Annotated in this window: 30 protein-coding genes; 11 read left to right on the top strand and 19 right to left on the bottom strand. The window is 65.1% G+C overall.

The window, feature by feature from the left end; genetic code table 11:
* Positions 1–70 precede the first annotated feature (70 nt).
* From ML540_RS08535 to ML540_RS08545, 3 genes are read right to left on the bottom strand one after another with little or no spacing between them, the layout of a single operon-like run.
* A complete protein-coding gene (locus ML540_RS08535; protein WP_243360004.1) occupies positions 71–1,141 on the bottom strand; it encodes an agmatine deiminase family protein in 1,071 nt (356 codons plus the stop codon).
* Positions 1,134–2,027: a carbon-nitrogen hydrolase gene (locus tag ML540_RS08540; RefSeq protein ID WP_243360007.1), complete on the bottom strand. Its 894-nt coding sequence runs from the start codon at positions 2,025–2,027 to the stop codon at positions 1,134–1,136. The genes ML540_RS08535 and ML540_RS08540 overlap by 8 nt, the downstream gene beginning before the upstream one ends.
* A 53-nt stretch (positions 2,028–2,080) precedes the next feature.
* Positions 2,081–2,707 carry a LysE family translocator gene (locus tag ML540_RS08545; RefSeq protein ID WP_243360009.1) on the bottom strand — a complete coding sequence of 209 codons (627 nt, stop codon included), beginning with the start codon at positions 2,705–2,707 and terminating at the stop codon, positions 2,081–2,083.
* A 108-nt stretch (positions 2,708–2,815) separates the two neighbouring features.
* On the opposite strand from ML540_RS08545, the gene ML540_RS08550 reads away from it, so the two are divergent.
* Entirely contained in the window at positions 2,816–4,159 is a 1,344-nt protein-coding gene (locus ML540_RS08550) for a mechanosensitive ion channel family protein (RefSeq protein WP_243360010.1), read from the top strand.
* 7 nt (positions 4,160–4,166) lie between these two features.
* Here ML540_RS08550 and ML540_RS08555 read toward each other — a convergent pair whose 3' ends face one another.
* Complete coding sequence (locus ML540_RS08555) at positions 4,167–4,667, bottom strand: protein tyrosine phosphatase family protein (protein ID WP_243360011.1); 501 nt, start codon at positions 4,665–4,667, stop codon at positions 4,167–4,169.
* Between the two features lie 124 nt (positions 4,668–4,791).
* A complete protein-coding gene (locus tag ML540_RS08560) occupies positions 4,792–5,286 on the bottom strand; it encodes a hypothetical protein (RefSeq protein ID WP_243360012.1) in 495 nt (164 codons plus the stop codon).
* Between the two features lie 101 nt (positions 5,287–5,387).
* On the opposite strand from ML540_RS08560, the gene ML540_RS08565 reads away from it, so the two are divergent.
* Entirely contained in the window at positions 5,388–6,353 is a 966-nt protein-coding gene (locus tag ML540_RS08565) for a glucokinase (RefSeq protein WP_243360013.1), read from the top strand.
* A gap of 7 nt (positions 6,354–6,360) precedes the next feature.
* Here ML540_RS08565 and ML540_RS08570 read toward each other — a convergent pair whose 3' ends face one another.
* Positions 6,361–7,503, bottom strand: a complete 1,143-nt coding sequence (locus ML540_RS08570; RefSeq protein WP_243360014.1) for a pyridoxal phosphate-dependent aminotransferase — start codon at positions 7,501–7,503, stop codon at positions 6,361–6,363.
* 219 nt (positions 7,504–7,722) lie between these two features.
* Here ML540_RS08570 and ML540_RS08575 point away from each other — a divergent pair, with 219 nt between their 5' ends.
* Positions 7,723–9,024: a hypothetical protein gene (locus tag ML540_RS08575; RefSeq protein WP_243360015.1), complete on the top strand. Its 1,302-nt coding sequence runs from the start codon at positions 7,723–7,725 to the stop codon at positions 9,022–9,024.
* 98 nt (positions 9,025–9,122) lie between these two features.
* On the top strand, positions 9,123–9,683 hold the full coding sequence (locus ML540_RS08580; RefSeq protein WP_243360017.1) for a type I restriction enzyme HsdR N-terminal domain-containing protein: 561 nt from the start codon (positions 9,123–9,125) through the stop codon (positions 9,681–9,683).
* 77 nt (positions 9,684–9,760) lie between these two features.
* Here ML540_RS08580 and ML540_RS08585 read toward each other — a convergent pair whose 3' ends face one another.
* From ML540_RS08585 to ML540_RS08605, 5 genes are all read right to left on the bottom strand, one after another.
* Positions 9,761–10,006: a GlsB/YeaQ/YmgE family stress response membrane protein gene (locus tag ML540_RS08585; protein WP_243360019.1), complete on the bottom strand. Its 246-nt coding sequence runs from the start codon at positions 10,004–10,006 to the stop codon at positions 9,761–9,763.
* A gap of 122 nt (positions 10,007–10,128) precedes the next feature.
* Complete coding sequence (locus tag ML540_RS08590; RefSeq protein WP_243360020.1) at positions 10,129–10,467, bottom strand: P-II family nitrogen regulator; 339 nt, start codon at positions 10,465–10,467, stop codon at positions 10,129–10,131.
* 16 nt (positions 10,468–10,483) lie between these two features.
* Positions 10,484–11,707 (bottom strand): ammonium transporter, encoded by a 1,224-nt coding sequence (locus ML540_RS08595; RefSeq protein WP_279343334.1) that lies wholly within the window; start codon positions 11,705–11,707, stop codon positions 10,484–10,486.
* A gap of 522 nt (positions 11,708–12,229) precedes the next feature.
* A complete protein-coding gene (locus ML540_RS08600) occupies positions 12,230–12,526 on the bottom strand; it encodes a hypothetical protein (protein ID WP_243360021.1) in 297 nt (98 codons plus the stop codon).
* 193 nt (positions 12,527–12,719) lie between these two features.
* Positions 12,720–12,932 carry a ferredoxin gene (locus ML540_RS08605; RefSeq protein WP_243360022.1) on the bottom strand — a complete coding sequence of 71 codons (213 nt, stop codon included), beginning with the start codon at positions 12,930–12,932 and terminating at the stop codon, positions 12,720–12,722.
* A gap of 106 nt (positions 12,933–13,038) precedes the next feature.
* Here ML540_RS08605 and ML540_RS08610 point away from each other — a divergent pair, with 106 nt between their 5' ends.
* Entirely contained in the window at positions 13,039–13,356 is a 318-nt protein-coding gene (locus ML540_RS08610; protein ID WP_243360023.1) for a zinc ribbon domain-containing protein, read from the top strand.
* Positions 13,357–13,445: 89 nt separating this feature from the next.
* On the opposite strand, the gene ML540_RS08615 is transcribed toward ML540_RS08610, so the two are convergent.
* Positions 13,446–13,832, bottom strand: coding sequence for a hypothetical protein (locus ML540_RS08615; RefSeq protein WP_243360024.1), 387 nt, complete (start codon positions 13,830–13,832; stop codon positions 13,446–13,448).
* Positions 13,833–14,066: 234 nt separating this feature from the next.
* Between ML540_RS08615 and ML540_RS08620 the strand changes: the two genes are divergently transcribed.
* From ML540_RS08620 to ML540_RS08630, 3 genes are all read left to right on the top strand, one after another.
* A complete protein-coding gene (locus ML540_RS08620) occupies positions 14,067–14,525 on the top strand; it encodes a MauE/DoxX family redox-associated membrane protein (protein ID WP_243360025.1) in 459 nt (152 codons plus the stop codon).
* 56 nt (positions 14,526–14,581) lie between these two features.
* A complete protein-coding gene (locus ML540_RS08625; protein ID WP_423747887.1) occupies positions 14,582–15,064 on the top strand; it encodes a rhodanese-like domain-containing protein in 483 nt (160 codons plus the stop codon).
* A gap of 82 nt (positions 15,065–15,146) precedes the next feature.
* The gene (locus tag ML540_RS08630) at positions 15,147–15,392 is read left to right on the top strand and encodes a hypothetical protein (protein WP_243360028.1); all 246 of its coding nucleotides are present in this window, start codon (positions 15,147–15,149) and stop codon (positions 15,390–15,392) included.
* A 64-nt stretch (positions 15,393–15,456) separates the two neighbouring features.
* Here the strand turns inward: ML540_RS08630 and ML540_RS08635 are convergent, their stop codons facing one another.
* From ML540_RS08635 to ML540_RS08645, 3 genes are read right to left on the bottom strand one after another with little or no spacing between them, the layout of a single operon-like run.
* On the bottom strand, positions 15,457–16,449 hold the full coding sequence (locus ML540_RS08635; protein WP_243360029.1) for a D-2-hydroxyacid dehydrogenase: 993 nt from the start codon (positions 16,447–16,449) through the stop codon (positions 15,457–15,459).
* Between the two features lie 3 nt (positions 16,450–16,452).
* On the bottom strand, positions 16,453–16,893 hold the full coding sequence (locus ML540_RS08640) for a DUF3859 domain-containing protein (RefSeq protein WP_243360030.1): 441 nt from the start codon (positions 16,891–16,893) through the stop codon (positions 16,453–16,455).
* Positions 16,890–17,381 carry a hypothetical protein gene (locus tag ML540_RS08645; RefSeq protein WP_243360031.1) on the bottom strand — a complete coding sequence of 164 codons (492 nt, stop codon included), beginning with the start codon at positions 17,379–17,381 and terminating at the stop codon, positions 16,890–16,892. The genes ML540_RS08640 and ML540_RS08645 overlap by 4 nt, the downstream gene beginning before the upstream one ends.
* Positions 17,382–17,632: 251 nt before the next feature.
* Here ML540_RS08645 and ML540_RS08650 point away from each other — a divergent pair, with 251 nt between their 5' ends.
* Together ML540_RS08650 and ML540_RS08655 are read left to right on the top strand one after the other, a co-directional pair.
* The gene (locus ML540_RS08650) at positions 17,633–18,244 is read left to right on the top strand and encodes a chemotaxis protein CheC (RefSeq protein WP_243360032.1); all 612 of its coding nucleotides are present in this window, start codon (positions 17,633–17,635) and stop codon (positions 18,242–18,244) included.
* A 15-nt stretch (positions 18,245–18,259) separates the two neighbouring features.
* Entirely contained in the window at positions 18,260–19,222 is a 963-nt protein-coding gene (locus ML540_RS08655) for a sensor domain-containing diguanylate cyclase (RefSeq protein ID WP_243360033.1), read from the top strand.
* Between the two features lie 6 nt (positions 19,223–19,228).
* Here the strand turns inward: ML540_RS08655 and ML540_RS08660 are convergent, their stop codons facing one another.
* Both ML540_RS08660 and ML540_RS08665 read right to left on the bottom strand, forming a co-directional pair.
* Positions 19,229–20,851 carry a chemotaxis protein CheA gene (locus ML540_RS08660; protein ID WP_243360034.1) on the bottom strand — a complete coding sequence of 541 codons (1,623 nt, stop codon included), beginning with the start codon at positions 20,849–20,851 and terminating at the stop codon, positions 19,229–19,231.
* Between the two features lie 24 nt (positions 20,852–20,875).
* Positions 20,876–21,238 carry a response regulator gene (locus ML540_RS08665; RefSeq protein WP_243360037.1) on the bottom strand — a complete coding sequence of 121 codons (363 nt, stop codon included), beginning with the start codon at positions 21,236–21,238 and terminating at the stop codon, positions 20,876–20,878.
* Positions 21,239–21,485: 247 nt separating this feature from the next.
* On the opposite strand from ML540_RS08665, the gene ML540_RS08670 reads away from it, so the two are divergent.
* Positions 21,486–23,564 carry an elongation factor G gene (locus ML540_RS08670; RefSeq protein ID WP_243360039.1) on the top strand — a complete coding sequence of 693 codons (2,079 nt, stop codon included), beginning with the start codon at positions 21,486–21,488 and terminating at the stop codon, positions 23,562–23,564.
* 77 nt (positions 23,565–23,641) lie between these two features.
* Here ML540_RS08670 and ML540_RS08675 read toward each other — a convergent pair whose 3' ends face one another.
* Complete coding sequence (locus ML540_RS08675; protein ID WP_243360041.1) at positions 23,642–24,091, bottom strand: helix-turn-helix domain-containing protein; 450 nt, start codon at positions 24,089–24,091, stop codon at positions 23,642–23,644.
* Positions 24,088–24,315, bottom strand: coding sequence for a DUF4160 domain-containing protein (locus tag ML540_RS08680; protein WP_243360043.1), 228 nt, complete (start codon positions 24,313–24,315; stop codon positions 24,088–24,090). The genes ML540_RS08675 and ML540_RS08680 overlap by 4 nt, the downstream gene beginning before the upstream one ends.
* Positions 24,316–24,348: the final 33 nt, after the last annotated feature.

Consider the following 24,348-nt stretch of genomic DNA (forward strand, 5'->3'; position numbering starts at 1 on the left):
CTCTGGACTCCTCGGCAGCTTCGCGGGATTCACCGTCTGGCCGGTGAATCCCGCGAAATTGTTTTGAAAATCAGTCCGCGTCGGCCTTGGCCGTGGCTGGCTGCTCGTGGGTCAGGCAGTGCAGCGTGCCGAATCCCCACACCAGATCAACCGCGTGTATCCCCACCACGTCGCGGTCCGGGAAGCACTCGGCCAGTATCCCCAGCGCCTTGCGGTCGTTCACGTCATTGAACGTGGGCACCAGCACCGTGCCGTTGGCGATGTAAAAATTCGCGTAGCTGGCCGGGACCCGCACCCCCTCGAAGTACAGCGGCTCCGGCATGGGCAGGCTTATTACCTGAAGCTTGCCGCCGCCGGGCAAACGCACGCCCTCCAGCCTCTCGCGGTTCTCCTGCAGGGGGCGGTAGTTGGCGTCGGAGGGGTCGTTCTCCTTGCAGAGCACCACTGTATCGGCCGAGACGAAGCGGCACAGGTCGTCCACATGGCCGTGGGTGTCGTCCCCGGCGATGCCCTGGCCCAGCCAGATCACCTGTTCAATGCCAAGATACTCCCGGAACACGGCCTCGTAATCCCTGGCGGTCATGCCGGGGTTTCGCACCTGGGTCAGGGGGTCCAGGAAGCACTCTTCTGTGGTGAGCAGGACGCCTTGGCCATTGCAGTCGATGCCGCCGCCCTCCAGCACCACCTTGCGTGAGCCGTGCATGGCGGCGGTCACGGGCATCTTGAGGGCGTGGCCCACGGCCTCGGATGCTTCGGCGTCCAGCAGGTGGTTGGAATACTTGGCCCAGCCGGTAAAGCCGAAGCTCACGGCGCGGGCGCGGGGCGACTCCTCCCGCACGGTGAAGGCCGGGAGCATGTCGCGGCACCAGCCCCGGTCGGTGGGGATGTGGTAGAAGCGCACCCGTGACGGGTCCACGCCCGCCTTGGCGAGCACGCGCCGGGCCTTGGCCTCCCAGGCCGCGTCGTCCACGAGGATGCGCACCTTTTCATACGGCGCGAGCTTGCGCACGATCTCGCCGAACACCCAGCCGATGGGATGGAACTTGCCCGGCCAGTCCGCGGGATTCTTGGGCCAGGCGAGCCAGGTGGCGGCGTGGAGTTCCCACTCAGCGGGCAGGCGATAGGCCGCAGCATCACTCATCGATGAACCTCTTCTCCAGCGGCCCGTAGGCGTCGATCCTGCGGTCGCGCAGGAAGGGCCAGTGGGTGCGGGTGGTGTCCACCAGCTTGGGGTCCACCTCGGCCAGGACGATCTCCTCCTGGTTGGTGGAGGCCTGGGCGATGATTTTGCCCATGGGCCCGCAGATGAAGCTCGTTCCCCAGAATTCCAGGCCGTCGCCGCCGGTCTCGGGGATCTCGTGCCCCACGCGGTTCACGGCGGCCACGTAGCAGCCGTTGGCGATGGCGTGGGCGCGCTGGATGGTCATCCAGGCGTCGCGCTGCTCGTCGCCGTACTGGGCCTTTTCTGAGGGGTGCCAGCCAATGGCCGTGGGGTAGAACAGGATGTTGGAGCCGCGAAGCGCGGTGAGGCGCGCGGCCTCGGGATACCACTGGTCCCAGCAGATGAGGGTGCCGACCGGCCCCACGGCGGTGTCGAAGCGCTTGAAGCCCAGGTCGCCGGGGGCGAAGTAGAACTTCTCGTAGAAGAGCGGGTCGTCGGGGATGTGCATCTTGCGGTAGACGCCGAGCACCTCGCCGTCCGGGCCGATGACCGCCAGCGAGTTGTGGTAGAGACCGGCCGCGCGGCGCTCGAACAAGGGCGCGATGATGGTGGCGGAGGCTCCCTTGGCGGCCTTGCCCAGCTCGGCGGTGGTGGGGCCGGGGATGGGCTCGGCCAGGGAGAAGTGGGCGTGGTCCTCGGTCTGGCAGAAATAGGGCGTGGCGAAGAGCTCGGGCAGGCACAGGAGCTTGGCCCCCTGCTTTTCGGCCTGGATGCAGAGTTCGGCCGCCTTTTCGATGGAGCGGCCGGGCGTGTCGGCCGGGGCCATCTGGATGAGCGCCACGGTGAAGGGCTTGTGATGGGGCATGGGAATACCTCGCATGGTTCGTGAGACTTTGCGTGTAGCGCGCCGGGCCGGTCTTAGGCAAGGCCGAGGCGAACAATGCCGCCCCAGGCGAGGCGGGCGGCCAGCAGGATGAGCACCACGCCGAGCACCCGCATGGTGCGCACGTAGCCCGTGCCGGAGAGAAAGCTCGAGCAGCGCGCCGAGATCCAGGCCACGGCGGCGAACGCGCCGATGAGGCAGACGTAGAATCCGGCCAGGAATCCCGCCCCGGCCGCCACGGACGAGCCAAACGCCTCAAGCACAGTGGGCGCGCCCACCGTGCCCCAGAATATCCACACGTTGGGATTGAGCAGGTTGGTGGCCACGCCCTTGCGCCAGGAGCGTGCGGGCGTGGGCGAGGCCATGATCTCGAGGGGCTTCGTCTTGAAGGAGGCCAGCCCGAAACGGAAGACCACCACGCTTCCGGCCAGGGACAGCGCGCCCATGAGCCACGCCTGTCCGGACAGGGCCGTAAGCACCAGCATGCACAGGCTCATGACCGGCAGGTCGGTGAACAGGGGGGCCATGCCCACGCGCGCGCCCTCGCGGGGGCCGTGGGTGAGGGTCTGCACGCAGACCAGGGCCAGGAGCGGCCCCGGTGAGAGCGCGCCGGTCAGCCCCAGGGCCGCGCCGGTGGCGAGATAGGTCAAGGCGTCGTGCATATTGGTTTCTTCCCGGACAAGGAGGTGCTAGAAAACCTAGTCACGGATACTTGTCAAGGCAGAGAGCCGCCGCAGATGTGGTCCTGGCGGTGAAAAGGGGGATTGCCCATGGCGAACACGCCCATACTGAACCTCTTGAGAGTGCAAGGCGCCTCGGGCGCATGGTTCAAGGACCACGTCTGGAGCCAGGCCGGACTGCTCGAGACCGCGGCTTTCGCCGGGTCGTTGTTTCTGGCCTACGGGGCCGTCCGATGGCTGCGGGGCAAGCTGCGCGGCAGGATGCTCGCGGGACGGGAAAAATCTCCCGGCGAGGGAGACTGGACCGTTAGCCGCCTCCCGGCGCTCTTCTTCCCCGCGTTCACGCTGCTCTTCATGGAGATCATCCTGGGGGTCTCCCTGGAGCTGGGCTGGCAGCCGGTGCTCACGCGGGTGTTCATCAAGTTCTGCGAAGCGTGGCTTGCGATCCAGCTGTTCGCGGCGGTGATCCTGCCTCCGGGTTGGGCCAGGGGCGTCGCCGTGACGGTGGGTTCGGTTTTCGCCCTGGAGATGTTCGGCATCCTCGACCATCTGATCGGCTACACGGATTCGCTGGCGCTCAGCTTCAAGGACCAGCGCATATCCCTGCTGGAGGTGATCCAGGCGGGGCTCATGCTGGCGGTGATGCTGCCGCTCATCAACAGGCTGTGCCAGTTCATCGAGGGATTATTCGAACGCTCCAGCGGCCTGAACCCGCGCGTGAAGGTGCTGGTCACCAAGATCACCAAGGTCGGGCTGTACGGGCTGGCCTTCGTGACGGTGCTCAACCTGGTGGGCATCAACCTGCAGATGCTGGCCGTGTTCAGCGGGGCGGTGGGCCTGGGAATCGGTTTCGGCCTGCAGAAGGTGGTGTCCAACCTGGTGAGCGGGGTGATCCTGCTCATGGACAACTCCATCAAGCCTGGCGACGTGATCGAGGTGGGGGGCGTGTACGGCTGGGTGGAGTCCATGAACGCCCGGTTCGCCTCCATGGTGACCCGCGACGGCAAGGCCATTCTCATACCCAACGACGACCTCATATCCAACCAGGTTGTGAACTGGTCCTTCACCGGCCCCACGGTGCGCGTGAAGATTCCCGTGTCCGTGGCCTATTCCACGGACCTCACGGTGGCCATGGAGCTCATGCTGGGGGCCTGCGAGGGGGGGGAGAGAATTCTGGACAACCCCAAGCCGGTGGTGCTGCTCAAGGATTTCGGGGACAACGGCGTCCTGCTGGAGCTGCGGCTCTGGATCCTGCATCCGCAGCACGGCATGGCCAGCGTGGCCAGCGACGTGCGAAAGGCCATCTGGGGGTCGTTCGCGGAGCACGGTATCGAGCTGCCCTTCCCGCAGCGCGACCTGCGGGTGAAGGAGCCGGTGACGGTGCGGTTGGAAGAGCCGGAAAAGCCTGGAGGGCCGGAAAAGAAGGACGGATAGGTCCGGGTCAGGCCGGCCGGTCGGCGCCGGGCGGCGGCTGGAACTCGATGGGGCCAAGCCCGTGGGCGGCCAGGACCGCCCGGGAAAATTCCGTCCAGACCTGGTCTGGCTCCCACACGCCCAAGACGTCCTCCCGGGCCTGGGCCGGGGCGAGCCCTTCGCGGATCACCCGGTACAGGGCGCAGAACATGGAGGCCCGCCAGTTCATGGCGCAGTGCACCAGGGCCTTGCGGCCACGGTTGGCGTCCAGCCATGCCTCAAAGGTGCGGTAGTCCTCCAGGGAGGGAGCTTTCCAGTCCACGGGCAGCCAGGCGAAGGCAAGCCCCGCCCGGGCGCACAGCCCGGGTTCGTCGGGCAGGTGGCCGGTGGAAGCCGTGGTCGCCAGGTTGATGAGCGTCTCGAATCCCTCGGCGGCCAGGATCGCGAACTCTCCGGGCTTGGGCTGGCCCGAGGAGGCCAGCCGCTCGCCCCAGGGCGTGAAGTTCAGGATCGTATCGGCTGCGTTCATGCCGCCTCCTCTTGACGCGGCCGGCGGCCGTTTCGAGGTTCCGTTCGGGCTTCGGCGCCACGAGGGTCGCCAGGAAGGCGGCCGCCCGGACGGTTGTCCGGGCGGCCGGGAATTCGTCTTGAGCCTATTTGCCCAGGCCCGACAGCTTGGCCAAGTCTATCTGGGCGGCGGCGTTCTTGAGAAGCTCGCCGTCCACCGCGTTGTCCAGGTGCAGTGACACCGCGAAGCGCGAGGGCACCATGATCACCAGGTCGGCCTCGTTCTCCTTGTGGTGCAGGTAGAGCGACCCCTTGAAGCTCTTGACCGTCACCGGCTTCACGGACTCGTCCGGGCTCTCCATTTCCACGTTGGAAACGGCCGCCATGGCCGCGGCCATGGCCGGGCCGCCGTCGAAGATGGCGATTTCCAGGCGTTTGTCGCCATTCGAGAATTCCAGCACGGCCTCGCTGGCCTCCACGGGGGCCTTCACGGTCTGGCCGGTGGGTTCGCCGGGGGTCCAGCCGGGGATGGATATCTTCACCAGGGGGATGAGTTCTTTGAAGTTGACGGGTTCGGCCTGGGCCGAGCCCGCGAAGAGAAGCAGGAAAAGAACGGGAACGAAAAGGGCGCGCATGCGCATGATGCCTCCGGCGTGTGTCGTGTGCCCGGTTTTTTCCAGAATCCCCCGGTTTTGACAACCTCGGCCTTGCCCCTGGGGACGATTGCCTCTAGAAGACGGAAATGAGCAAGGATTTCGAGATAATCCTGGCGGCGGATATCGGCGGCACCCGCGCCCGGTTCGCTCTCTTCGAGACAGGCGGAGGCGTCCGCCTCGCGCACCGGGTGGAGCTGGAGACGGCGCGCCACGCAAGCTTCGCCGGCTTGCTCCAGGCCGCCCTGGAGGCGCTGGCCGGGCACGGCACTGTCCCCTCGGCCGCCGTACTGGCCGTGGCCGGTCCCGTGGAGCGCGGGCGCTTCTGCCGCCCGCCCAACATCGCCTACGCCATGGATCTGGATACGCTTGAGCCGGGCCTGCTTCCGGCGCACAGCGTGCTGATAAACGATTTCGCGGCCCAGGCCCACGGCTGCCGCCTGTTCGGCCAGGAGCGGTCCCAGGAGGTGCTGCCCGGGGCCATGGACCCCTCGCTGACCCAGGCCGTGCTGGGGCCGGGCACGGGACTGGGCAAGGCGGCGCTGGTTCCGGACGGGCGGGGCGGCTACGTGGTCTGCGGCTCCGAGGGCGGGCACGCGGCCTTTCCCTTCAACGGACCCGAGGAACAGCGCTTCCAGGATTTCGTCCTGGAGATCACCGGCGAGCCATACGTGCGGTGGGAGGGCGTGGTGTCCGGCCAGGGGCTCGCGCTGCTGCACCGGTTCCTCTCCGGGCGCAAGGTCAGCCCGGCGGAAGCGGAGGCCTCGCTCGAAGCGTCCTCGCCCGTGTGCGGATGGTTCGCGCGCCTGCTTGGCCGGGCCTGCAGGGACTACGTGCTGGAAGTGATGGCTACAGGCGGGCTCTTCATCTCCGGCGGGGTTGCGGCGCGAAATCCCGTCCTTCTCGAGCACCCCGAGTTCACGAATGAATTTCGCCTGAGCGCCACCCATGCGCGCCTGCTCGGGAACGTACCGGTGCGGCTGGTGCGCGACCAGGACGTGGGACTGTGGGGCGCGGCCACCGTGGGAGCGGCGCTTCTCGGCCGGTGTCCGTGAAGACGGTTCAACGACCGGCTAGGTATTTGCCAAGCCTTGCAAGCCCCTCCTCGATGTTCTCCACCGAACTGGCGTAGCTGAACCTGAGATACCCCTCCGCGCCGGGGCCGAAGTCGATGCCAGGCGTCACCCCCACCAGGGCCTTCTCCAGGATGTCCCGGGCCAGGCCCAGGCTGTCGCCGCTCAAGTGCCTGGCGTCCACCAGGGCGTAGAACGCTCCCTTGGGCTCCACGGGCGCCTTGAGCCCGAGTTTCGCCAGCCCTTCCAGCAGCACCACGCGCCGCCTGGCGTATTCGTCCACCATGCGGGCCACGTCCGTGTCGCACTCGTTTAACGCCGCAATCCCAGCCCACTGGGCCACGCTGCCCGCGCTTATGAAGAAGTTCTGCTGCAGGCGCTGCATGGCGGGCACGTACCTTTTCGGCGCGATCACCCAGCCGAGGCGCCAGCCGGTCATGGCCCAGAGCTTGGAGAAGCCATTCAGGACGAAGCAGTCCTCGGTGTACTCCAGGGCGCACCTCGCCTTGGCTCCGCCGTAGGCCAGGCCGTGGTAGATCTCGTCGGAGACGATGGTGGTCCCCATGCGGCAGATGGCCTCGAAGTCGGCGTCCGGGATGATGGTTCCGGCCGGATTGGCGGGCGAGTTCACCACCACGGCCCGGGGCGAATCGGCCAAGTGCGGGGCCAGGGTTTCGGGCGTGAACTGGAAACCGTCCTCGGGGCGCGTTTTGGCCCGCCGCACCCGTCCCCCGGCGTAGGTGATGAAGTTGGGGTAGCAGGCGTAGTGCGGGTCGGTGAGCACCACCTCGTCGCCGGGATGGATGAGGGCCGAGAAGGTCAGCAGCATGGCAGGCGAGGTGCCCGAGGTGACGATGACCCGGTCCGGCTCCACGGCCACGCCGTAGGTGCGCAGGTAGTAGGCGCAGATGGCCTCGCGCAGGAGCGGCAGGCCCAGCGAATGGGTGTAGTGGGTGTGGCCGTCGCGGATGGCCTTGACGGCGGCTTCCTTGACGGGCCCCGGGGTGTCGAAGTCCGGCTCGCCGATCTGCATGTGCACGACGTGCTTGCCCTGGCGCTCCAGGGCGCAGGCCCGCTCCAGGATGTCCATGACCAGGAAGGAGGAGATTTCTTGGCAAAGGGGGTTCGGCATGGCGGCTCTCCAATTTATGACGAAAGAAGGTCAGATATTGAGAAGTAGGGGAACGGGTCAAGGAAAATGAGGGAAACCCTTGTTGCGGAGTTCCCGCAGTCAACTATTTCGGATTTGAATGTGTTGTACGAATATATGGTGATGTTTTATATTTATTTTTGAAAGTGGCGACGGCTGAACGAAGGAGTACGAATACCATCAAACATGCCGAGGTGAACCATGCTGAGGGAGAAGGCGAATGTGCGCTGGGCATCCTGTTTCGGGACACTTGCATTGGCGTGCGTGCTTGCTGGCTGCTCCATTAAGAATCATGGTGCGGTGAGTTATGTTGAAGGGAAGTTTCCCTCTCAGTCTTCCTTGGTCCAGCCTGGAGTCACCGATGCCGGGGCACTGGTGTTGCCCGGGAAAGACACCGTGTCCATCTTTCTTCGAAAAGCGTACATTAACCGCTTTCCCGAACTGGCCATAAGCCAGAAGAAAAAACGGGGGGAGATAGCCATCGTAGCCAGGGTCACGGAAATTGGTCCCGGCAGGGATGTGGACTACACGCAGCAGGCCGTCAACAACGGCCGTCTGGTTTTCTATGGAGACGACGTCCGCCAGGGACAAGTGCTCAACACGTTTTTTGCTCCGGTCTGCCTTCCCAGGAAATACGAAGGTGGGATGTTGTTGTTGCAAGTGTTCATCCTCGAACTGGACAAGACGCCTCCATGGGTCAAGCCTCTCTTGCACATGCTTGCTACAGCGGGCGCCTTGAACTCGCCCCAGGCGGCCCCGGCGTTGAAGATGCTGGATTCACTCGGAAGCACTCTCATCAGCGACAGGCACGACGACACCATCTTCACCTTCACCATGACCTTCTTGCCCGTGGGGGCGGACGAGAGACTGCATCCTCCTCTTCTGTCGGCCGGGCATTTCGCGCTGGTGCGCGATGAAAGCCGCGATCCGGCCAAGCATCTGGACAAAAAGCTGGTAGTGGACGAGGGAGGCGAGTTGGTTTGGAAGGAAAGCTTGCGGGAATACCTGGACGACAGTTTTGTGGTCTTTCAGGTGCAAAAAGGCCTGAAGGCCATGCCGGCCGATTTCAAGGACACAACCTTTGGCGACTACCTCAAGGTAGTCAAGGAAGCCTACGACGCCGAATCCAAGAAATACGCCGACTTGGTGGATGATTTGCTTGCTCAGTACGAAACGGCGCAAAACCTCAATCGTGTGAAGAACGAAATGAACGCCCTGGGGGCGGCGTCCAAGGATCAGGTGCAGGCGCGGACGCTTTGGGCCACGGACCTCGTGGACCAGACTGTCGACTTGATCGCCAAAGAAGAAGCCTGCAAGGCCGCTGCAAGCAAGGCCAAGAAAGGCGACTGTCCCTATTCGAAGCAAGTGGACCAGTTGCTATCGGGAATGAAGCGTCTGCTGGCGGGGACGGATTCCGCCACGAGCTTGAGCAGGGCAGACTTCAAGGATTCCGCCAAGGTCAAAGCCATCCGCGTGGCACTGATTGGTGCTAAAAGCCAATAGCTGAGCGGCGGGCGCGACCGGTGCAGTGTCGGGCAAATCGCGCTTGTGGTGTTTCGTGCCCGTGGGGTAGCCTCTTCCCAGGAGCTGGAGGGCCGCCCATGCACGAAGAATCACTCGGAACCGTCATCCGCGACTACCTCACGGGCGAGGAGCTCGAGGAGACCTCCTACGAGGTCTACCGCCAGGCCCTCGCCCGTTTGTTCGTGGAGGAGCGCGGCTATCCCAGGGACAGGGTAATGTCCAAGATCGGAATCCGCTTCCCCGTGGACGGCACGGAGTACACCCGCATGGTGGACCTGGCGGTTCTGGGGCCGGGCGGCGAGATCCTCATGTTGGTGGTGTTCTGTTCGGGCGAGCCGGGCAGCTACCTGCGCGAATCCCTGGCCGCTGCTCGGCTGCACGATCCCCCCGTGCCGCTTGTGCTGGCCACGGACACCAAGTCCGCCGCGCTGGCCGCAAGCGCTTCCGGGGAGGTGCTGGGCACGGGCCTGCGGGCCATCCCCCATTGCGACGATCTGGCCGCCTTGGCCGAGGCCCATCCCGCAAGGCCGCTCACGCCCGATCAGGCCGAGCGCGAGCGGCGCATCCTCTATGCCTATTCCGAGATGCTTTCCGGGGGATGCTGCCAGGGCGCATGCAGGCCAAAGGCGCGCGGCTGAGGAAAGCCGGCCCGGGGGCTTCGCACAAAGCGCTCCGGGACGTCGGCAGGGCGGCCGCCGGGGCGTGGGAGCCTGCGCTACATCCGCTTAAGCAGGCGCACGAGGAAGATGAAGACCACCGCGCCCGCCGTGGCCGTGGCGATGGCGCCCAGCAGGCCTCCGGCGATGATCCCCAGCATGCCGAACAGAAAACCGCCGACCACCGCGCCGACGATGCCCACCACGATGTCCCCGACGATGCCGAAGCCGCCGCCCTTCACCAAGACCCCGGCCAGCCAGCCGGCCACAAGCCCGATGAGAAGAAACCATACGATGGCGTTCATTGGAGGGCCCCCCGTGCGCATTCGCGCATTTTTGCAAATCACCCTAGCATGAATCCCGAGAAAAGAACGAAAAAAGCCCCACGGGGAGGGGCTTTTTCGTAATACGCTCTTGGTACGGCCGATCAGACCGCGTCGTCTCCGGTCTCGCCGGTGCGGATGCGCAGCACGTCTCCCACGGGCAGGACGAAGATCTTGCCGTCGCCGACCTCGCCGGTCTGGGCGGCGGCGCGCACGGTTTCCACAACCTGGGCGGTGCGCGCGTCGTCCACCACGATCTCGATCTTCACCTTGGGCAGGAAATCCACCTTGTATTCGGCTCCGCGGTAGACTTCCTTGTGGCCGCGCTGGCGGCCGAAGCCCTTCACGTCGGTGACGGTCATGCCCATGACGCCGATCTCGGTGAGGGCCTGTTTCACGTCCTCGAGCTTGTGGGGGCGGGTAACGACCTCGATCTTCTTCATGGGCGGGCTCCTTGGCTTATTCGCTGTAGGCGGCTTCGTTGTGCTCGGCCACGTCCAGGCCCACGCCTTCGTTGTCCGGAGTCAGGCGCAGGCCCATGAAGGCGTTGACGACCTTCAGGATCACGTAGCTCACCACGAAAGCATACCCTCCCACGACGGCGATGCCAAGGGCCTGGATGCCGAGCTGCGCGGCGTTGCCGTAGAAAAGCCCGTCCGCGCCGTTGGGATTGATCCCCTTGGTGGCCAAAAGCCCGGCCATGAGCGTGCCGATGAGGCCGCCCAGGCCGTGGATGCCCACCACGTCCAGGCTGTCGTCGAAGCGCATCTTGGATTTGAACACCACCGCCCAGTAGCAGCAGAACCCGGCGGTCAGGCCGATGAGCACCGCGGAGTTGGGGGTGACGTACCCGGCGGCCGGGGTGATGGTGGCCAGCCCTGCCACGGCGCCCGAGGCCGCGCCCAGGGTGGTGGGCCTGCCCTGGTAGAGCCATTCCACCACGGTCCACATGGCCATGCCGGCCATGCCGCCCAGGTGGGTGGACACGAAGGCCGATCCGGCCACGGCGTCGGCGGCCAGGGCGGAGCCGGCGTTGAAGCCGAACCAGCCGAACCAGAGAAGCCCGGTGCCGAGCAGCGTCATGGGCAGGTTGTGGGGGAAGAACTGGCGCTTGCCGTGGTCCTTGCGGGGGCCGACGATCATCACCGAGGCCAGGGCGGCCGCGCCGCAGGTCAGGTGCACCACGAGCCCGCCCGCGAAGTCCAGCACGCCCATCTCCTTGAGGAATCCGCCGTTGCCCCACACCCAGTGGCAGACCGGGTTGTAGACCAGCACGGTCCAGGCCAGGCTGAAAATGACAAAAGCGCTGAATTTCACTCGTTCGGCGAACGCGCCGGTGATGAGCGCGGGGGTGATGACCGCGAACATGCACTGGTAGATCATGAAGACCACATGGGGGATGGTGGGGGCGTAGTCCGCGTTGGGCGTGGCTCCGACTCCGGCCAGTCCGGCCCAGGAGAGGTTGCCGATGAAGCCGGACACGTCGGGGCCGAAGCTCATGGAGTAGCCCAGGTAGACCCACTCGATGCTTACGAGCGAGATCATGATGAAGCTCTGCATGATGGTGCCCAGCACGTTTTTGCGCCGGACCATGCCGCCATAGAACAGGGCCAGCCCCGGGGTCATGAGCAGCACCAAGGCCGCGCTGACGAGGATGAACGCGGTGTCGCCCGCCTGGATCATGGGGTTTCCTCCTGCTGCCTTTTGGCCGACGCCGAGGGGAAAGCACTGTGCGCCCGGAAAAAACGCGAGTGAGGCGTTCTTCCCGGCATCCTTTTCCCGGAGTGGACAGGGATGTCCGCTCCAGCGGCTGCTTGGCCAAAGTTTACAATGGTTTCGGTGGGATGCCTGATTACAAAAATGTATCCAGCGCTTGTTGCGAGGACGCTCTTAACAAAATTGTATTGGGCGGGCAAGCGGGAACGACATGAATGTTTTCAAAAATGAAGATTGTCGACAAAAATGTGCGGAAGTCTGAGCCCGGAGCAGTCCAAATTCTGCCTTTGGATGGCCCGTTTTTCAGTTCGCGGGCGAAGCGGCTGGCGAACAGATCACGCAACCGTCAAAATTTCCGTCTTTGGAATTTTGAACCGCTTGGCGTTCCTGCCGGTCGGGGAGGGGGCCGACGTACCGGCGCGGGACACCCGGCGCAAAGGCCTGGGCGCCGCCGCGCCGGTTTCGGGCGGGGCATGGCTTGAGCGCCGGTTAGTGAAAGTGCTGGCTGCCGGCATCGAGCCCCCGGGATTCCTGCTGGGGAGAATACTGAAGCACGGCGAGCACTTCCTGGATTTTTTCAGGGGCGATCTGTTCGCACATGGACAAAAAGCGGTTGAGGTCAATGTCGCAGAACAGGATGAAGTCCTCGTCGCCTTTCTTGCCCAGGACGCCGACTTTCCTGCTTTCTTCGTCATATGCGTACTTCACGCCTTCGATCTCCACGGCGTAGCCGGAAAGCATGGCCTGAAGCACGGTCATCGCGTTGAAGGTGGTTTCTGTCTGCATGGTATTTCCTCCTGATAAGGTCAGGTTTGTTTTTTACTTTAGCATAAAGCGTGCCGAACTTGACGGCGTCAAGCCTCGCCCGCGCAAAACGTCCCGCGTCCCCGCGCGTGATGGGCTGATGCCTAAGGCGCACCCGGATGCTCGACGGACCCGGGCCTCCGGCCCGGCTTGCGAGTAAAGGGGGGGGCTTGGACTACTCGTCCGTGGTGATGCAGTCGTTGGGGCAGTAGGCCATGGCCTGGCGGACCGAATCCTCGGGGCCCTCGGGGGTTTTGAGGAAGGGGCGCTCCACATCCTGGTCCATGCCGAAAAGCTCCGGAGCGATTTCAGCGCAGGCTCCGCAACCGTGGCAGGGGACTAGGTCGAGGTAGACGGGAACGTTCTTGTCGGACTTGCCGCCGCTCATGGCGCGCCTCGCTTTGTGGTTGCCCGCCGCCCGGCGGGGCGGTAGGACGTTACGACAACCCCATGAATGTATTTCCGGCGGGAATTTTGTCAACGCACCATACGCCATGATCTGCAACCGTTGCGGCCGGGAAAACCCCGACGAAGCCAGAAGCTGCCAGGAGTGCGGGCACAAGCTCCAGTCCGGGCGCAGGGCCGGCGCGGAGAGCGGCGGCGCAGGCCTGGAGCCTCTGCCCCTTCTCAGGCCCCCCGGTCCGGCCGCCCGGCGCAAGGTGCGCAAATACGTCGAGGCATGGACCGTGGCTGTCCTGGTCTGGGGGGTCGCCTGCTGGCTGCTGGAAGCGGATTGGTACTGGCCGCTCTACCCCCTGACGGTGGTGGCGGCGGCCTATGCCTGGATGCGGGGCATGACCTGGAAGGACTGAATGCGGGGGGACGGGCGCCGCCGGCCCGGCAGGAGTGGGCCGCGAGTCCGATCAGGCTCTTGGTGCGGTTTGGTCCTGGGAGGGCGGGGCTAGTCCGATCCGCAGCACTGCACGATCTTGGGGGCGTGGCACTCGGCCCAGGGCGAGTTCACCGTGGCCGAGATGCATCCCGGCTGGGACTCGAAGCGCAGGCGCGCCGAGGCCATGTTTCCCTGCCAGGCCTTGCAGGTGATGATCACGTCCTTGTCGAAAACCTGGCAGTAGAATTCGGTGAATTTTGCCGCATAGTGGGTGTTGAAGACGTAGACCTCGTCGCGCTTGCCCACCAGGCGGAACTCGTCCACGCTCTTGCAGGTGACCGAGGCCAGTATTTCCCGCAGGATGCAGCGCATTACCGCCTCGTTGTCCACGGCGTTCGCGGGGCTTGCGCAGAGCACGGCCGAAAAGAGCAGGGCGGAGAGGACGGTTTTGATCATAATGTCTTTTTCATGCACGGAACGTGCCCGCAAGTCCAGCCCCGGACACGTTTTCTCAAGCCGCCAGGCGTCCGTCGATCGCTCGTGCAGCCCTCCGCCTTTTTAGCTATCGAATCTGATAATTATTCCTATTGCCAGGGGTGATGCCATAGTGCCCCGGTCATTGCCACAAGCGATTGGTCCGTCCGGGTCCAGCCGTGCTATATGCTTGAAAATTTCCGGAGAGCAGGCGGCATGGACAACCTCTTCACTCATCTGGTCAGGGTCTCCCTGGCCCTCGCGTTTCTCGCGGCGGGTGCGGTCAAGCTGGCCCGGCCCGGGGCATTCGCCGTCATCGTCGGCGCCTTCGGCGTCCTGCCCGAGGCCGCCGTGGGGCCGTTGTCCGTGGCGCTGCCCTGTCTGGAACTGGTGGCGGGCGTCCTGCTCCTGCTGAACCGCGGGGGCGGGCTCGCGCTCACCGGCGGGCTTCTGGTCCTGTTCGTGGCGGTGCTTCTCTACGCCCTGAAGATGGGCCTGGACGTGGACTGCGGCTGCTACGGCCCCTCCGATCCGGAGCTCGAGGCCTTCGGCTCCATCCGTCGGGCGCTCTGGCGCGACGGGGCCATGCTGGCGGGGGTGGCCTTCCTGTGCTGGCGGCGGATGCGCACGCTCCGCCCGGGCCTCTCCTCCCCCAAACGTGCAATTCCAACCTGAGGAGGATTCCGATGGCGTTTCGTTTTTCAGTGTCCGCGCTCATGTGCGCCGTGATCATGACGGTCTTCACCGCCGGGGCTTTCGCCAAGGACATGTTCGAGGAGGAAGTGGACAAGGACGCCCTGTCCGTGAAGCTGGCCCGCGAGACCGTGTCCGGCGGCTACACCCTGGTCACGGCCGAAGAGCTCAAGAAGATGCAGGACGAGAAGAAGCCCATGCTGGTTGTGGACACCATGCCCTTCGAGGCCAGCTACAAGAAGGAGCACGTGGCCGGAGCCGTATCCTTCGAGTTCCCCATCGAGCCCATGGAGCAGTGGGACGCCTCCAAGACCGGCGGTAAGACCCCCCAGGATTTCGAGAAGCTGCTCGGCCCCGACAAGAACAGGCTCATCGTGTTCTACTGCGGCTTCGTCAAGTGTACCCGCAGCCACAACGGGGCCATTTGGGCCAAGAAACTGGGCTACGCAAGCGTGGTGCGCTTTCCCGGCGGCATCTACGCCTGGAAAGGGGCCAAATACCCCGTGGAAGAGGCGAAATAAATTTCGCCCTGTCCCTAAAGTCCGCCTCCAGGGTGCCGATATGAGTTTCGAAACGGCGCAGACCGTCTCCTGGAGGTGGGTCATGAGCAGCGACAGCAGCGGCATCTCGGGCATGTCCGGAGTCTCCGGCATGAACACGATGCAGACGGCGATGGATACCAAGGCCGCGAAGCAGGAATTCGGGGCCGGAGTGGTCAAGACCACGCTCGATTACATGAATTCCGGCTCTTTCGGCGGGTCGGGCAAGAACTCGGATTACGACTTTCAGACCAAGGTCCTCGAGGGCGGCTTCATGGCCAAGGGGACGATGGTTTCGGGAAAGGTCTAGAACCGACGGATGCGCCGCATGCAGTACGCGCCGGTCCGGCTTGACGCCGGACCGGCGTTTTCGTTCATGCGGTTTCGGTCAGGAAGTCGGCGTTGACCACGTTCTGGGCTTGGCCGTTCAGGAACCCCCGGATGTTGGCCGCGGTGATGCCCATGAGGCGCTGCCGCGCCGTGAGCGAGGCCCAGGCCATGTGCGGGGTGATGAGGCAGTTTCTTGCGCCGAGCAGCGGATTGGCCGGATCGGGGGGCTCCACGCCCAGAACGTCCAGGGCGGCTCCGGCCAGATGGCCTGAATTGAGGGCCTGCGCCAAGTCCGCTTCGTTGACCAGCTTTCCGCGCGCGGTGTTCACCAGGTAGCCGCCTGGCTTCATGAGCCTGAGCAGCCTCTCGCTCACGAACCCCTCGTTGCCTTTGGTGAGCGGGCAATGCAGGCTGACCGCGTCCGCTTCCTTGAAAAGTTCCTCCAGGCCGACGAAGGCGAAGAAGGGGGATTTCAGGGGCTCCTTGGGCCTGGGCGCATGGGCCACCACGCGCATGCCGAAGGCCAGGGCCAGCTCAGCCACGCGCCTGCCGATGGCCCCAAACCCGACCACGCCCAGGGTTTTTCCCGCCAGCTCGAACTGCGGCGTGGCCCAGAAGGTGAATTCGGCCCGCCTGTTCCATTCCCCGTCGCGCACCAGCGAGTCGTGCAGCTCCACCCTGCGGGTCAGGGCCAGAAGCTGGGCCATGACGAACTGGGCCACGGACTCGGCCCCGTAGCCGGGCACGTTGGAGACCGGTATGCCTCGCTTGCCCGCGGCGGAGACGTCCACCACGTCGTAGCCCGTGGCCAGCACAGCGATGAATTCGCAGGCTTTCAAGCCCTCCAGCACCTCGTGGGTGATGCGGGTCTTGTTGGTGACGACGATGCGCGCTCCCTTGGCCCGTTCGACGGTCAGCTCGGGCGGGGTCTTGTCATAGAGGGTGAATTGGCCCAGGGCCGCCACCTCGTCCCAGGGATTGTCTCCCGGGTTGAGGGTGGCGCCGTCCAAGACGACAATGGAAGGCTTCTCGCTCATGGCTCACATCTGCTGTTTATAGACGTCGAATTTCTGGGAGAGGGTCTCTCCCTTGTCCGTTTCCACGCGCAGTTCCCAGTGCCCTGAGACCAGTTCCCAGGGCTCCGAGAAGGTGAAGAACACATCGTAGGTCTGGCCGGGGTCGAGGGTCAACTCCGAGACGTAGTCCGTCTGGACCTTGGATTTGGACGGGTCGATGAGCCCCGGCGTGGCCGTGACGATCCGGGCCTTGACCGGGCCCGACTTGCTCTGCGCGACCTTGAAGCGGAATCCGAAGGTGGTGCCGATGGCCATGGGCACTCCGTTCGTCTGCATGTCCAGGCGGCCGTCCTTGAAGATGCCGTACTCGGTGGTTTCCAGCATGCTGGACGAATCACCCAGGCCGATCATGGAACAGGCGGGCAGGAGAAGGGCCAGCAGAAAAACGGCAAGGAGTCTTTTCATGATTTCCTCTGGTTGGGGTTGCCGAAGGCCAGGGCGGCAAGAGGCGTCTTGCCTTCGAAGAGGACGTCCGTCCTGCTCCGGTCCGAGTCGAGGATCTTGAGCCGGGAGACCGACGGCGGCTCCTGCCTCCCCCCGTACAGGACCAGCGCCTGGTCGATGAAGCCCGCCAGGATGAAGCTGGCGGTCACTTCGGCCAGGGAGCTTCGGCCCTCCTCGAAAACGTGGAGCTTGGCGGTGACGAGGGAATGGGAGGCGTCGGAGAGCATGTTGCCGGTCTTGACCAGGGTGGCCTGCACCCTCTCGGGGAGCATGCCCGCCCAGCGGCTCAGGTACTTGAGGAACCCCGGCTGGATGGCCAGGTAGTAAAAGGGGTCCACCTTGCAGGCCAGGGACGTTCCCGGCGTGCCCAGGATGTAGGGCGAATGCTGGTAATTCTCGCCCAGGGCCTTTTGCAGCCTCTCGAGGGATTGCGAGTAGTCGGTGAGCATGTCCTGTCCCCTTTGGGCCTGGTCCAGGCAGACCAGGCAGACCGGCGTCTTTGCGCGAGGAACCCGCCACCATCCTACACGGTTACGCGGGTGAGGAAAACCCGTATCTCGTCCGTGCCGCTGTCCGAGGGCGCGAGCCGGACGCGCACGTGCCCCCGCGCCCGCAGGGGCAGTTTCGCGTTGAACTGCTCTTTCGAACATGCTAAATTTGCAAAAGATAAATCAGTGATTGGATATATGCGGCAGGCCAAATGAATCTTTCTCCCCAGCAGCTCGACCTCCTCAAAGAGTTGATCAACATCGGTGTCGGCAAGGCGGCGGGACTCATCAACCAGATGGTGAGCACCCACGTGAGCCTCGACCTGCCCGAGATACTGGTTTTGTCCCCCGCCGAATGCGAGGGAAGGCTCGGGCACGGCTACGACCAGACGCTCTCCACCGTGCGCCTGGGGTTCCGCGGCCCGTTCTCGGGCTGGGCCGGGCTGGTTTTTCCCAAGCAGAGCGCATCCTGGCTGGTCTCCCAGATGCTCGGGCAGGACCTGGACGGCTACCCCATGGACCTGGATTCGCTGCGCATAGGCACCATCCAGGAAGTGGGCAACATCGTGCTCAACGGGGTGATGGGGTCCATCGTCAACGTGCTCGGCGTGGGCGTGGACTACTTTCCCCCGGACTACTTCGAAAGCAACATCGCCGACCTGTTCAAGGACGGCGGCGAGAACCCTCGGGTGATCATCCTCATCAAGGCCCGGTTCAGCCTCGAAGGGACCGTGGCCGAAGGCGACATCCTCATCTTCTTCCACATGGCCACCTTCGAAAACCTTCTGGCCGCGCTGGACAGGCTCCTGAACCCCCAGACGTAGAGAGCGAGGCCCGACATGCCGCACAACGGCCCGTTCCACTCCATGGATTTCCTGCCCCTGGGGATCATGGTGCTGGACAGGAACTTCGAGATACTCTTCTGGAACGCCTGCCTGGAGTCCTGGAGCGGGCTCGGACGCGGCGTGGCCGTGGGCCGCGACGCCCGGGAGCTCTTTCCCCAGCTGAACCGCCCCATCGTCACGGACCGCTTGCTGGACCTGTTCGAGGGCGCGCCCCCGGCCGTATTCTCCTACCATCTGCACAACCACATCATCCCGGCTCCGCTGCCGGGCGGGGCGCTTCGGCTGCAGCATTCCGTGGCCTACGGCGTCCGCGGGCCCGGCGGCACGGTGGACCATGTGGTGCTCTCGCTCCAGGACGTCACCGAGATACACAACCGCCTGCAGGAGAACCTGCGCATCAAGGCCAGCCTCGAGCGCGAAAACCGCCTGCGCAAGCGCATCGAGACCAAGCTCAGCAAGCTGGCCTCCTTCGACATGCTCACCGGCCTGGCCAACCGCCGCCATTTCCTGAACCTGCTCATCAAGGAGATACGCCGCGCCAAGCGCTACGGCCACCCTCTGTGCCTGGTGGGCATCGACGTGGACCACTTCAAGGACGTCAACGACGCCTGGGGGCACCTGGCGGGCGACGAGCTGCTCAAGGCTTTCGCCCATGTCTGCCAGGACGAGGTGCGCGACGTGGACTCCGTGGGCCGCCTGGGCGGCGAGGAGTTCGGGATCATCCTGCCCGAAACCGGCGTCGACGAGGCCATGCAGGTGGCGGAGCGCATACGCCACCGGGTGAAGAGCATCGCCATCCTCAAGGAGGGCGGGGTCATATCGGTCACGGCCAGCCTGGGCGTGACCTGCCTCTCGGAGAACCAGACCATCGAGGACGTGCTCCATGCCGCCGACCAGGCCCTGTACCTGGCCAAGAGCCGGGGGCGCGACCGGGTGGTGCAGGCGCCGGGGATGTGACGCCGCTCACTCCGCCAGGACAACCCCCTGGGCCTGCCTCGCCAGGAAGCGGGGGTCCACGATCAGGCACATGGACCCATCCTCGCCCAAGGCCGCCCCGAGAAACGCATCCTGGGCCAGGAGTTTCTTGTCCAGGGCCTTGACCATCACCTGGCTGAGTCCCAGCACCTCGTCCACCGTGGCCCCGAAACGCACCCCGCCGTGCCGGGCCACCACCAGATGGCGTACGGTCCGGCCCGGGCGCGCAAGCCCGAAGAGCACGTCCAGGTTGAGGCAGGGCAGAAGCCGCCCGTCCGGGGCGCAGGTGGCGGCCGCCCGACGCGGGGACTGTTCCTCTTGCGGGGGCACGGCCTGCTCCACGCATTGCTCCACGCATTCCATGGGCAGGAAGTAGAACTCCTCTCCCACCCGCACCCGTAAACATTCCATCAGCGACATGGACAGCGGGGCGCGCAGGGTGAACACCGCCCCCTTTCCTGGCGCGGTCTCGAGGCTCACCTCGCCGCCCAGCTCCTCGAGGGAGGCGCGCACCGCGTCCAGGCCTACTCCGCGCCCCGAAACGGCGTCCACCTCTCCCGACGTGGACACGCCCGGCAGAAACACCAGCCCGACCATCTCCCGGGGCGTCATGGCCGCGTCGGACGCCACGAGCCCGGCCTGCGCGGCCTTGTCGAACACCGCCCGGGCGTCGATGCCCGCCCCGTCGTCGGCCACGGTGAGCACGATCTCGCCGCCCTCCTGGCGGACGTCCACCGCGATGGTCGCGGTGGACGGCTTCCCGGCCATGAGCCGCTGGGCCTGCGTCTCGATGCCGTGGCGCACGGCGTTGCGCAGCAGATGCACCAGGGGCGTGTTGAGCTTTTCAATGAGCGACTTGTCCAGCTCGGTCATCTCGCCAGACACCATGAAGTCGATATCCTTGCCCGCCTCGGCGGCCAGGTCGCGCACCATGCGCCGGTATTTGGCAGTGACCGCCTGGAAGGGAAGTAGGCGCATCTCCAGGATGGCCTGGCCGAGGCCCGCAAGCTGGCGCTCCAGATCCCCGGACAGGCTCAGGTACTGCCAGCGCCGCTCGCTGCGGGCCAGGGCGCCGAGCTTGGCGTTGGCCAGCATGATCTCGCCCATGCGGCCGAGCAGATGGTCCAGCCGGGCGGCGCTCACGTTGTAGCTCAGCTCCAGCGCCTCCGGGGCCTGGGCCTCCTGCGTCTGGGCCAGGGGCTGCAGGGAGCCGGCGGCCTGGGCGCGCCGTCCCGGGGAATCCTGCCACTGGGCCAGGGCGGCCAGGGCCTGCTCCGCGCCGGTGGCTGGCTCGTCCGGCGCGCACCGGATGGCTTCCCCCAGGGCGTCGAAGGCTGTCAGCAGGGCCGAAATCAGCCCGGAGGAGGGCGCAAGCTCGCGCCCGCGCAGCCGGTGCAGCACGGTCTCCATCTCGTGGCAGTGCTGGGATATGCGGGAGAAATGCAGGGTGGCGGCGTCGCCCTTGATGGTGTGCACGCCCCTGAACACCGCCTCGACGGCCTGGGCGGCGGTGTCGGCGTCCGCGTTCTCCAGGTCCAGAATACGGGCCTCGGCGCGGGTGAGCTGGTCCAGGGAGCTTTCCCTGAAGATGGCCAACAGGGCCGGATCCATGGGGCGTTTCCGGAAACCGGCGGATCAGGCGGTTGGAAGGAGCCTGGACAGGACGCCGCGCAGGGCTTCTTCGTCCACGGGCTTGTGGAGGACCTCGCGCGCCCCGAGTTCCAGGCAGCGGGCCTTGGTGGTGTGCTGGATGTCCGCCGTGACCACGGCCGTGGTGAAGGCTTTGCCGCTGTCGCGCAGGGCTTCCAGCACCTCCAGCCCGGAGAGCTCCGGCATGTTCAGGTCCATGATGATGAGGTCGGGGGCCTTGTCCAGGGCCAGGTCCAGGAGTTCCCTGCCCGTGGCGGCCTCGAGGGGCGCGTGGCCCGTTTCCGTCACGATCTTTTTGATGAAGAAGCGCTGGAACATGGAATCGTCGGCGATCAGGACAACGGACATGGCAACCTCGCAAATGATGTCGGCGGGGGACACTACCGCGCGCCGCCTCCGGGCACAACGGCAAGTTTTGGGAGAGAGTGGGGAGCTGATGTGCTGATTTCTCGGCATTTTCGTCCCGGCGGTTGCGTCCGGATGGCGTTCCCGTTACAAAGGTGCCATGTGAGTGGAAAACCCGTCCATTGGGCGGAGGCGGACGGCAGATAAGGCTCCAGGGACGAACCTTTAAAGGATACCAAGGGAGACTGGCATGCTTGACGTTCTCAAAAATCAGCGGACCTACGCTCTCATCGGCCACGGCGGTTGCGGCAAAACCTCCGTGGCCGAAATGCTTCTGTATGTAGCCGGGGCGGTGCCCAAACTGGGAAAAATCGAAGACGGCAACACCGCCCTTGACTACGAGCCCGAGGAAATCAAGCGCCGGGGTTCCGTTCAGCCCGGTTTCGCCACCTTCCAATGGAACAAGAACCGCCACTTCCTTATCGACACTCCGGGAGACCTCTCCTTCAACGGCGACCTGGGATACATTCTGGCCGCCGTGGACGCGGTCATCTTCGTGGTGGACGCGGTCGACGGCGTGAAGCCCTTGACCAGGAAGCTCTGGCAGGAAGTCTCCAAATTTCGCCTGCCCACGATCTTCCTCATCACCAAAATGGACCGCGACCGGGCCGACTACGACATGGCCCTCTCCGGCATCAAGAACCAGCTCGGCGTCAAGCCCTTCCTGCAGAACATCCCCATTGGCAAGGCCGACTCTTTCTCCGGCGTGGTGAACATCGTCGAGAACAAGGCCTACGCTTTCGACGCCACCGGCAAGGTCAGCGAGATCGCCATCCCCGCCGACATGAAGGACGAGGTCGAGGGCATGCGCGAGACCATGATGGAAGAAATCGCCGTGTGCGACGAAACCCTCATGGAACGCTACCTGGAAGACCCCGAAAGCGTCTCCCTGGACGATCTTGTGGCCGCCACCCGCAAGGCCGTGGTCTGCGGCGAGCTCTACCCGGTCATGGTGGCCTCGGGGCTCAAGTGCATGGGCGGCCAGCGCATCCTGGACGCGGCCCAGCTCTTCTTCCCCTCGCCCCTGGACACCCCCGTGGGCGAAAAAACCGTCGACGGCGAGGACGAGTCGCTTCTCACGGTCACCCCCAGCGGTCCGCCCGCCTGCTTCGTGTTCAAGACCATGTTCGACCAGTTCGCGGGACAGCTCTCGGTGATGCGCGTGCTCTCGGGCACCATCGCCCAGGACGCCGCGCTCCTGAACACCCGCTCCGACGCCAGGGAGCGCTTCGGCTCCATCCTCTATCTGAACGGCGCTCAGAACCAGCAGGTCAAGGAGCCCGTGGGGCCCGGCGCCATCATCGCCGTGGCCAAGCTCAAGGAAACCAAGACCGGCGACACCCTCTGCGACGAGAAGAAGCCGTTCACCATGCTGAAGCCCAAGCTGCCCGAGCCCATGATCTCCTACGCCATGGCCCCGGCGGAAAAGGGCGACGAGGACAAGGCCTACCAGGCCATGGCCAAGCTCCTGGACGAGGACGTCACCTTGAGGCTCACCCGCAACGAGGAGACCGGGGACATGCTCATCTCGGGCATGGGCCAGTCCCACGTGGAGGCCTTGGTGGAAAAGGCCAAGCGGCGCTTCAAGGTGGGCGTGGTGCTCAAGGCACCCACCATCCCCTACCGTGAGACCGTGCGGGGCAAGGCCGAGGTGCAGGGCCGTCACAAGAAGCAGACCGGCGGGCGCGGCCAGTTCGGCGACTGCTGGATCAGGATGGAGGGCAAGGCGCGCGGCGAGGGCTACGAATTCGTTGACGCAATCGTTGGCGGCTCCATCCCCCGCCAGTACATCCCGGCCGTGGACAAGGGCGTGCAGGAGGCGGCCGCGCGCGGGGTGCTGGCCGGATACCCCATGGTGGACTTCCGGGTGGAGCTGTTCGACGGCTCCTTCCACACCGTGGATTCCTCGGAAATGGCCTTCAAGATCGCCGGGTCGGTGGCCTTCAAGGCGGCCTGCGAGAAGCTCAAGATCGTGCTCCTGGAGCCCATCGCGCTGGTGAGCGTGTCCATCCCGGACAGCTTCATGGGCGACGTCATCGGCGACCTCTCCAGCCGCCGGGGCAAGGTGCTGGGGTCGGATTCGACGGGAGGCGTCACGGAAGTGCAGGCCCACGTGCCCATGAGCGAGATGCAGGAATACGCCAAGACCCTGGGCTCCATGACCGGCGGCCAGGGGGCCTTCACCATGGGCTTCGACCACTACGAGGACGCCCCGCCCCCGGTGGCCGAGAAGGTGATCGCCGAGCACAAGAAGGCCAAGGAAGAATAGGGAACGCGGGCCGCACGGCCGAACATGATTGAAAGCGAAACCCCGGGGCGACCCGGGGTTTTTTGCGTTGGGGGGCGTTACGCCGCCCTTTGCCTCTCGCGCTCCATCTCCAGCGCCTTGCAGGCCAGCATCACCACCTTGGGGATGATGCGCGCGCCCTGTTCGTAATAGATCACCGCCCGGCGGGTGATGCCCAGTTCCTTGGCCGTGGCTGCCTGGGTTAGGCCCAGACGCTTGCGCCACGCCTTGAAGTCCTCCGGGCGCATGGCGTTGCCGAACTGGCGCTCCGACATCCGCCACAGCGCGTCACCGCCTACTTCCAGGCCGATGCCCGGCCATTCCACGCTGGCGCCGTATTCGCCGACACGCACGGCGGCGAAGGCGGCCTCGTCACGCAAGACGGCCTTCTTCCCTGTGGCGAATTCCGACAGATCGACCTCGCGGACGCCGTCGCGCCCGAAATCCACCTTGAGCCGGGTTTCCCCGCACGCCTCCACGGCCTTGATTCTCGGATACTTGTCGCTCATTCGTTCCATTCCTCCCAGGCCGCCATGATGACGTCATGGTTGGCCCTGGCCCATTCCCGCACCTGCCTAAGCACTGCAGGAGGCGCGTCACTCGCCAGCATCTCCAACGTCTCCAGGTCCAACGAGCACTGGAATCCCGGCCCGGCAAGATGGAAATGGGCTCTTCCATGCTCTCCGCCGAAAACAGCCAGACGCACCTTGCCGAACCGCTTGATCGTGCCCATGACTCCAGATAGTGAACCCTGTTCACTTGGTCA

It is taken from the genome of Fundidesulfovibrio terrae, assembly GCF_022808915.1.
GTDB classification, from domain to species: domain Bacteria; phylum Desulfobacterota; class Desulfovibrionia; order Desulfovibrionales; family Desulfovibrionaceae; genus Fundidesulfovibrio; species Fundidesulfovibrio terrae.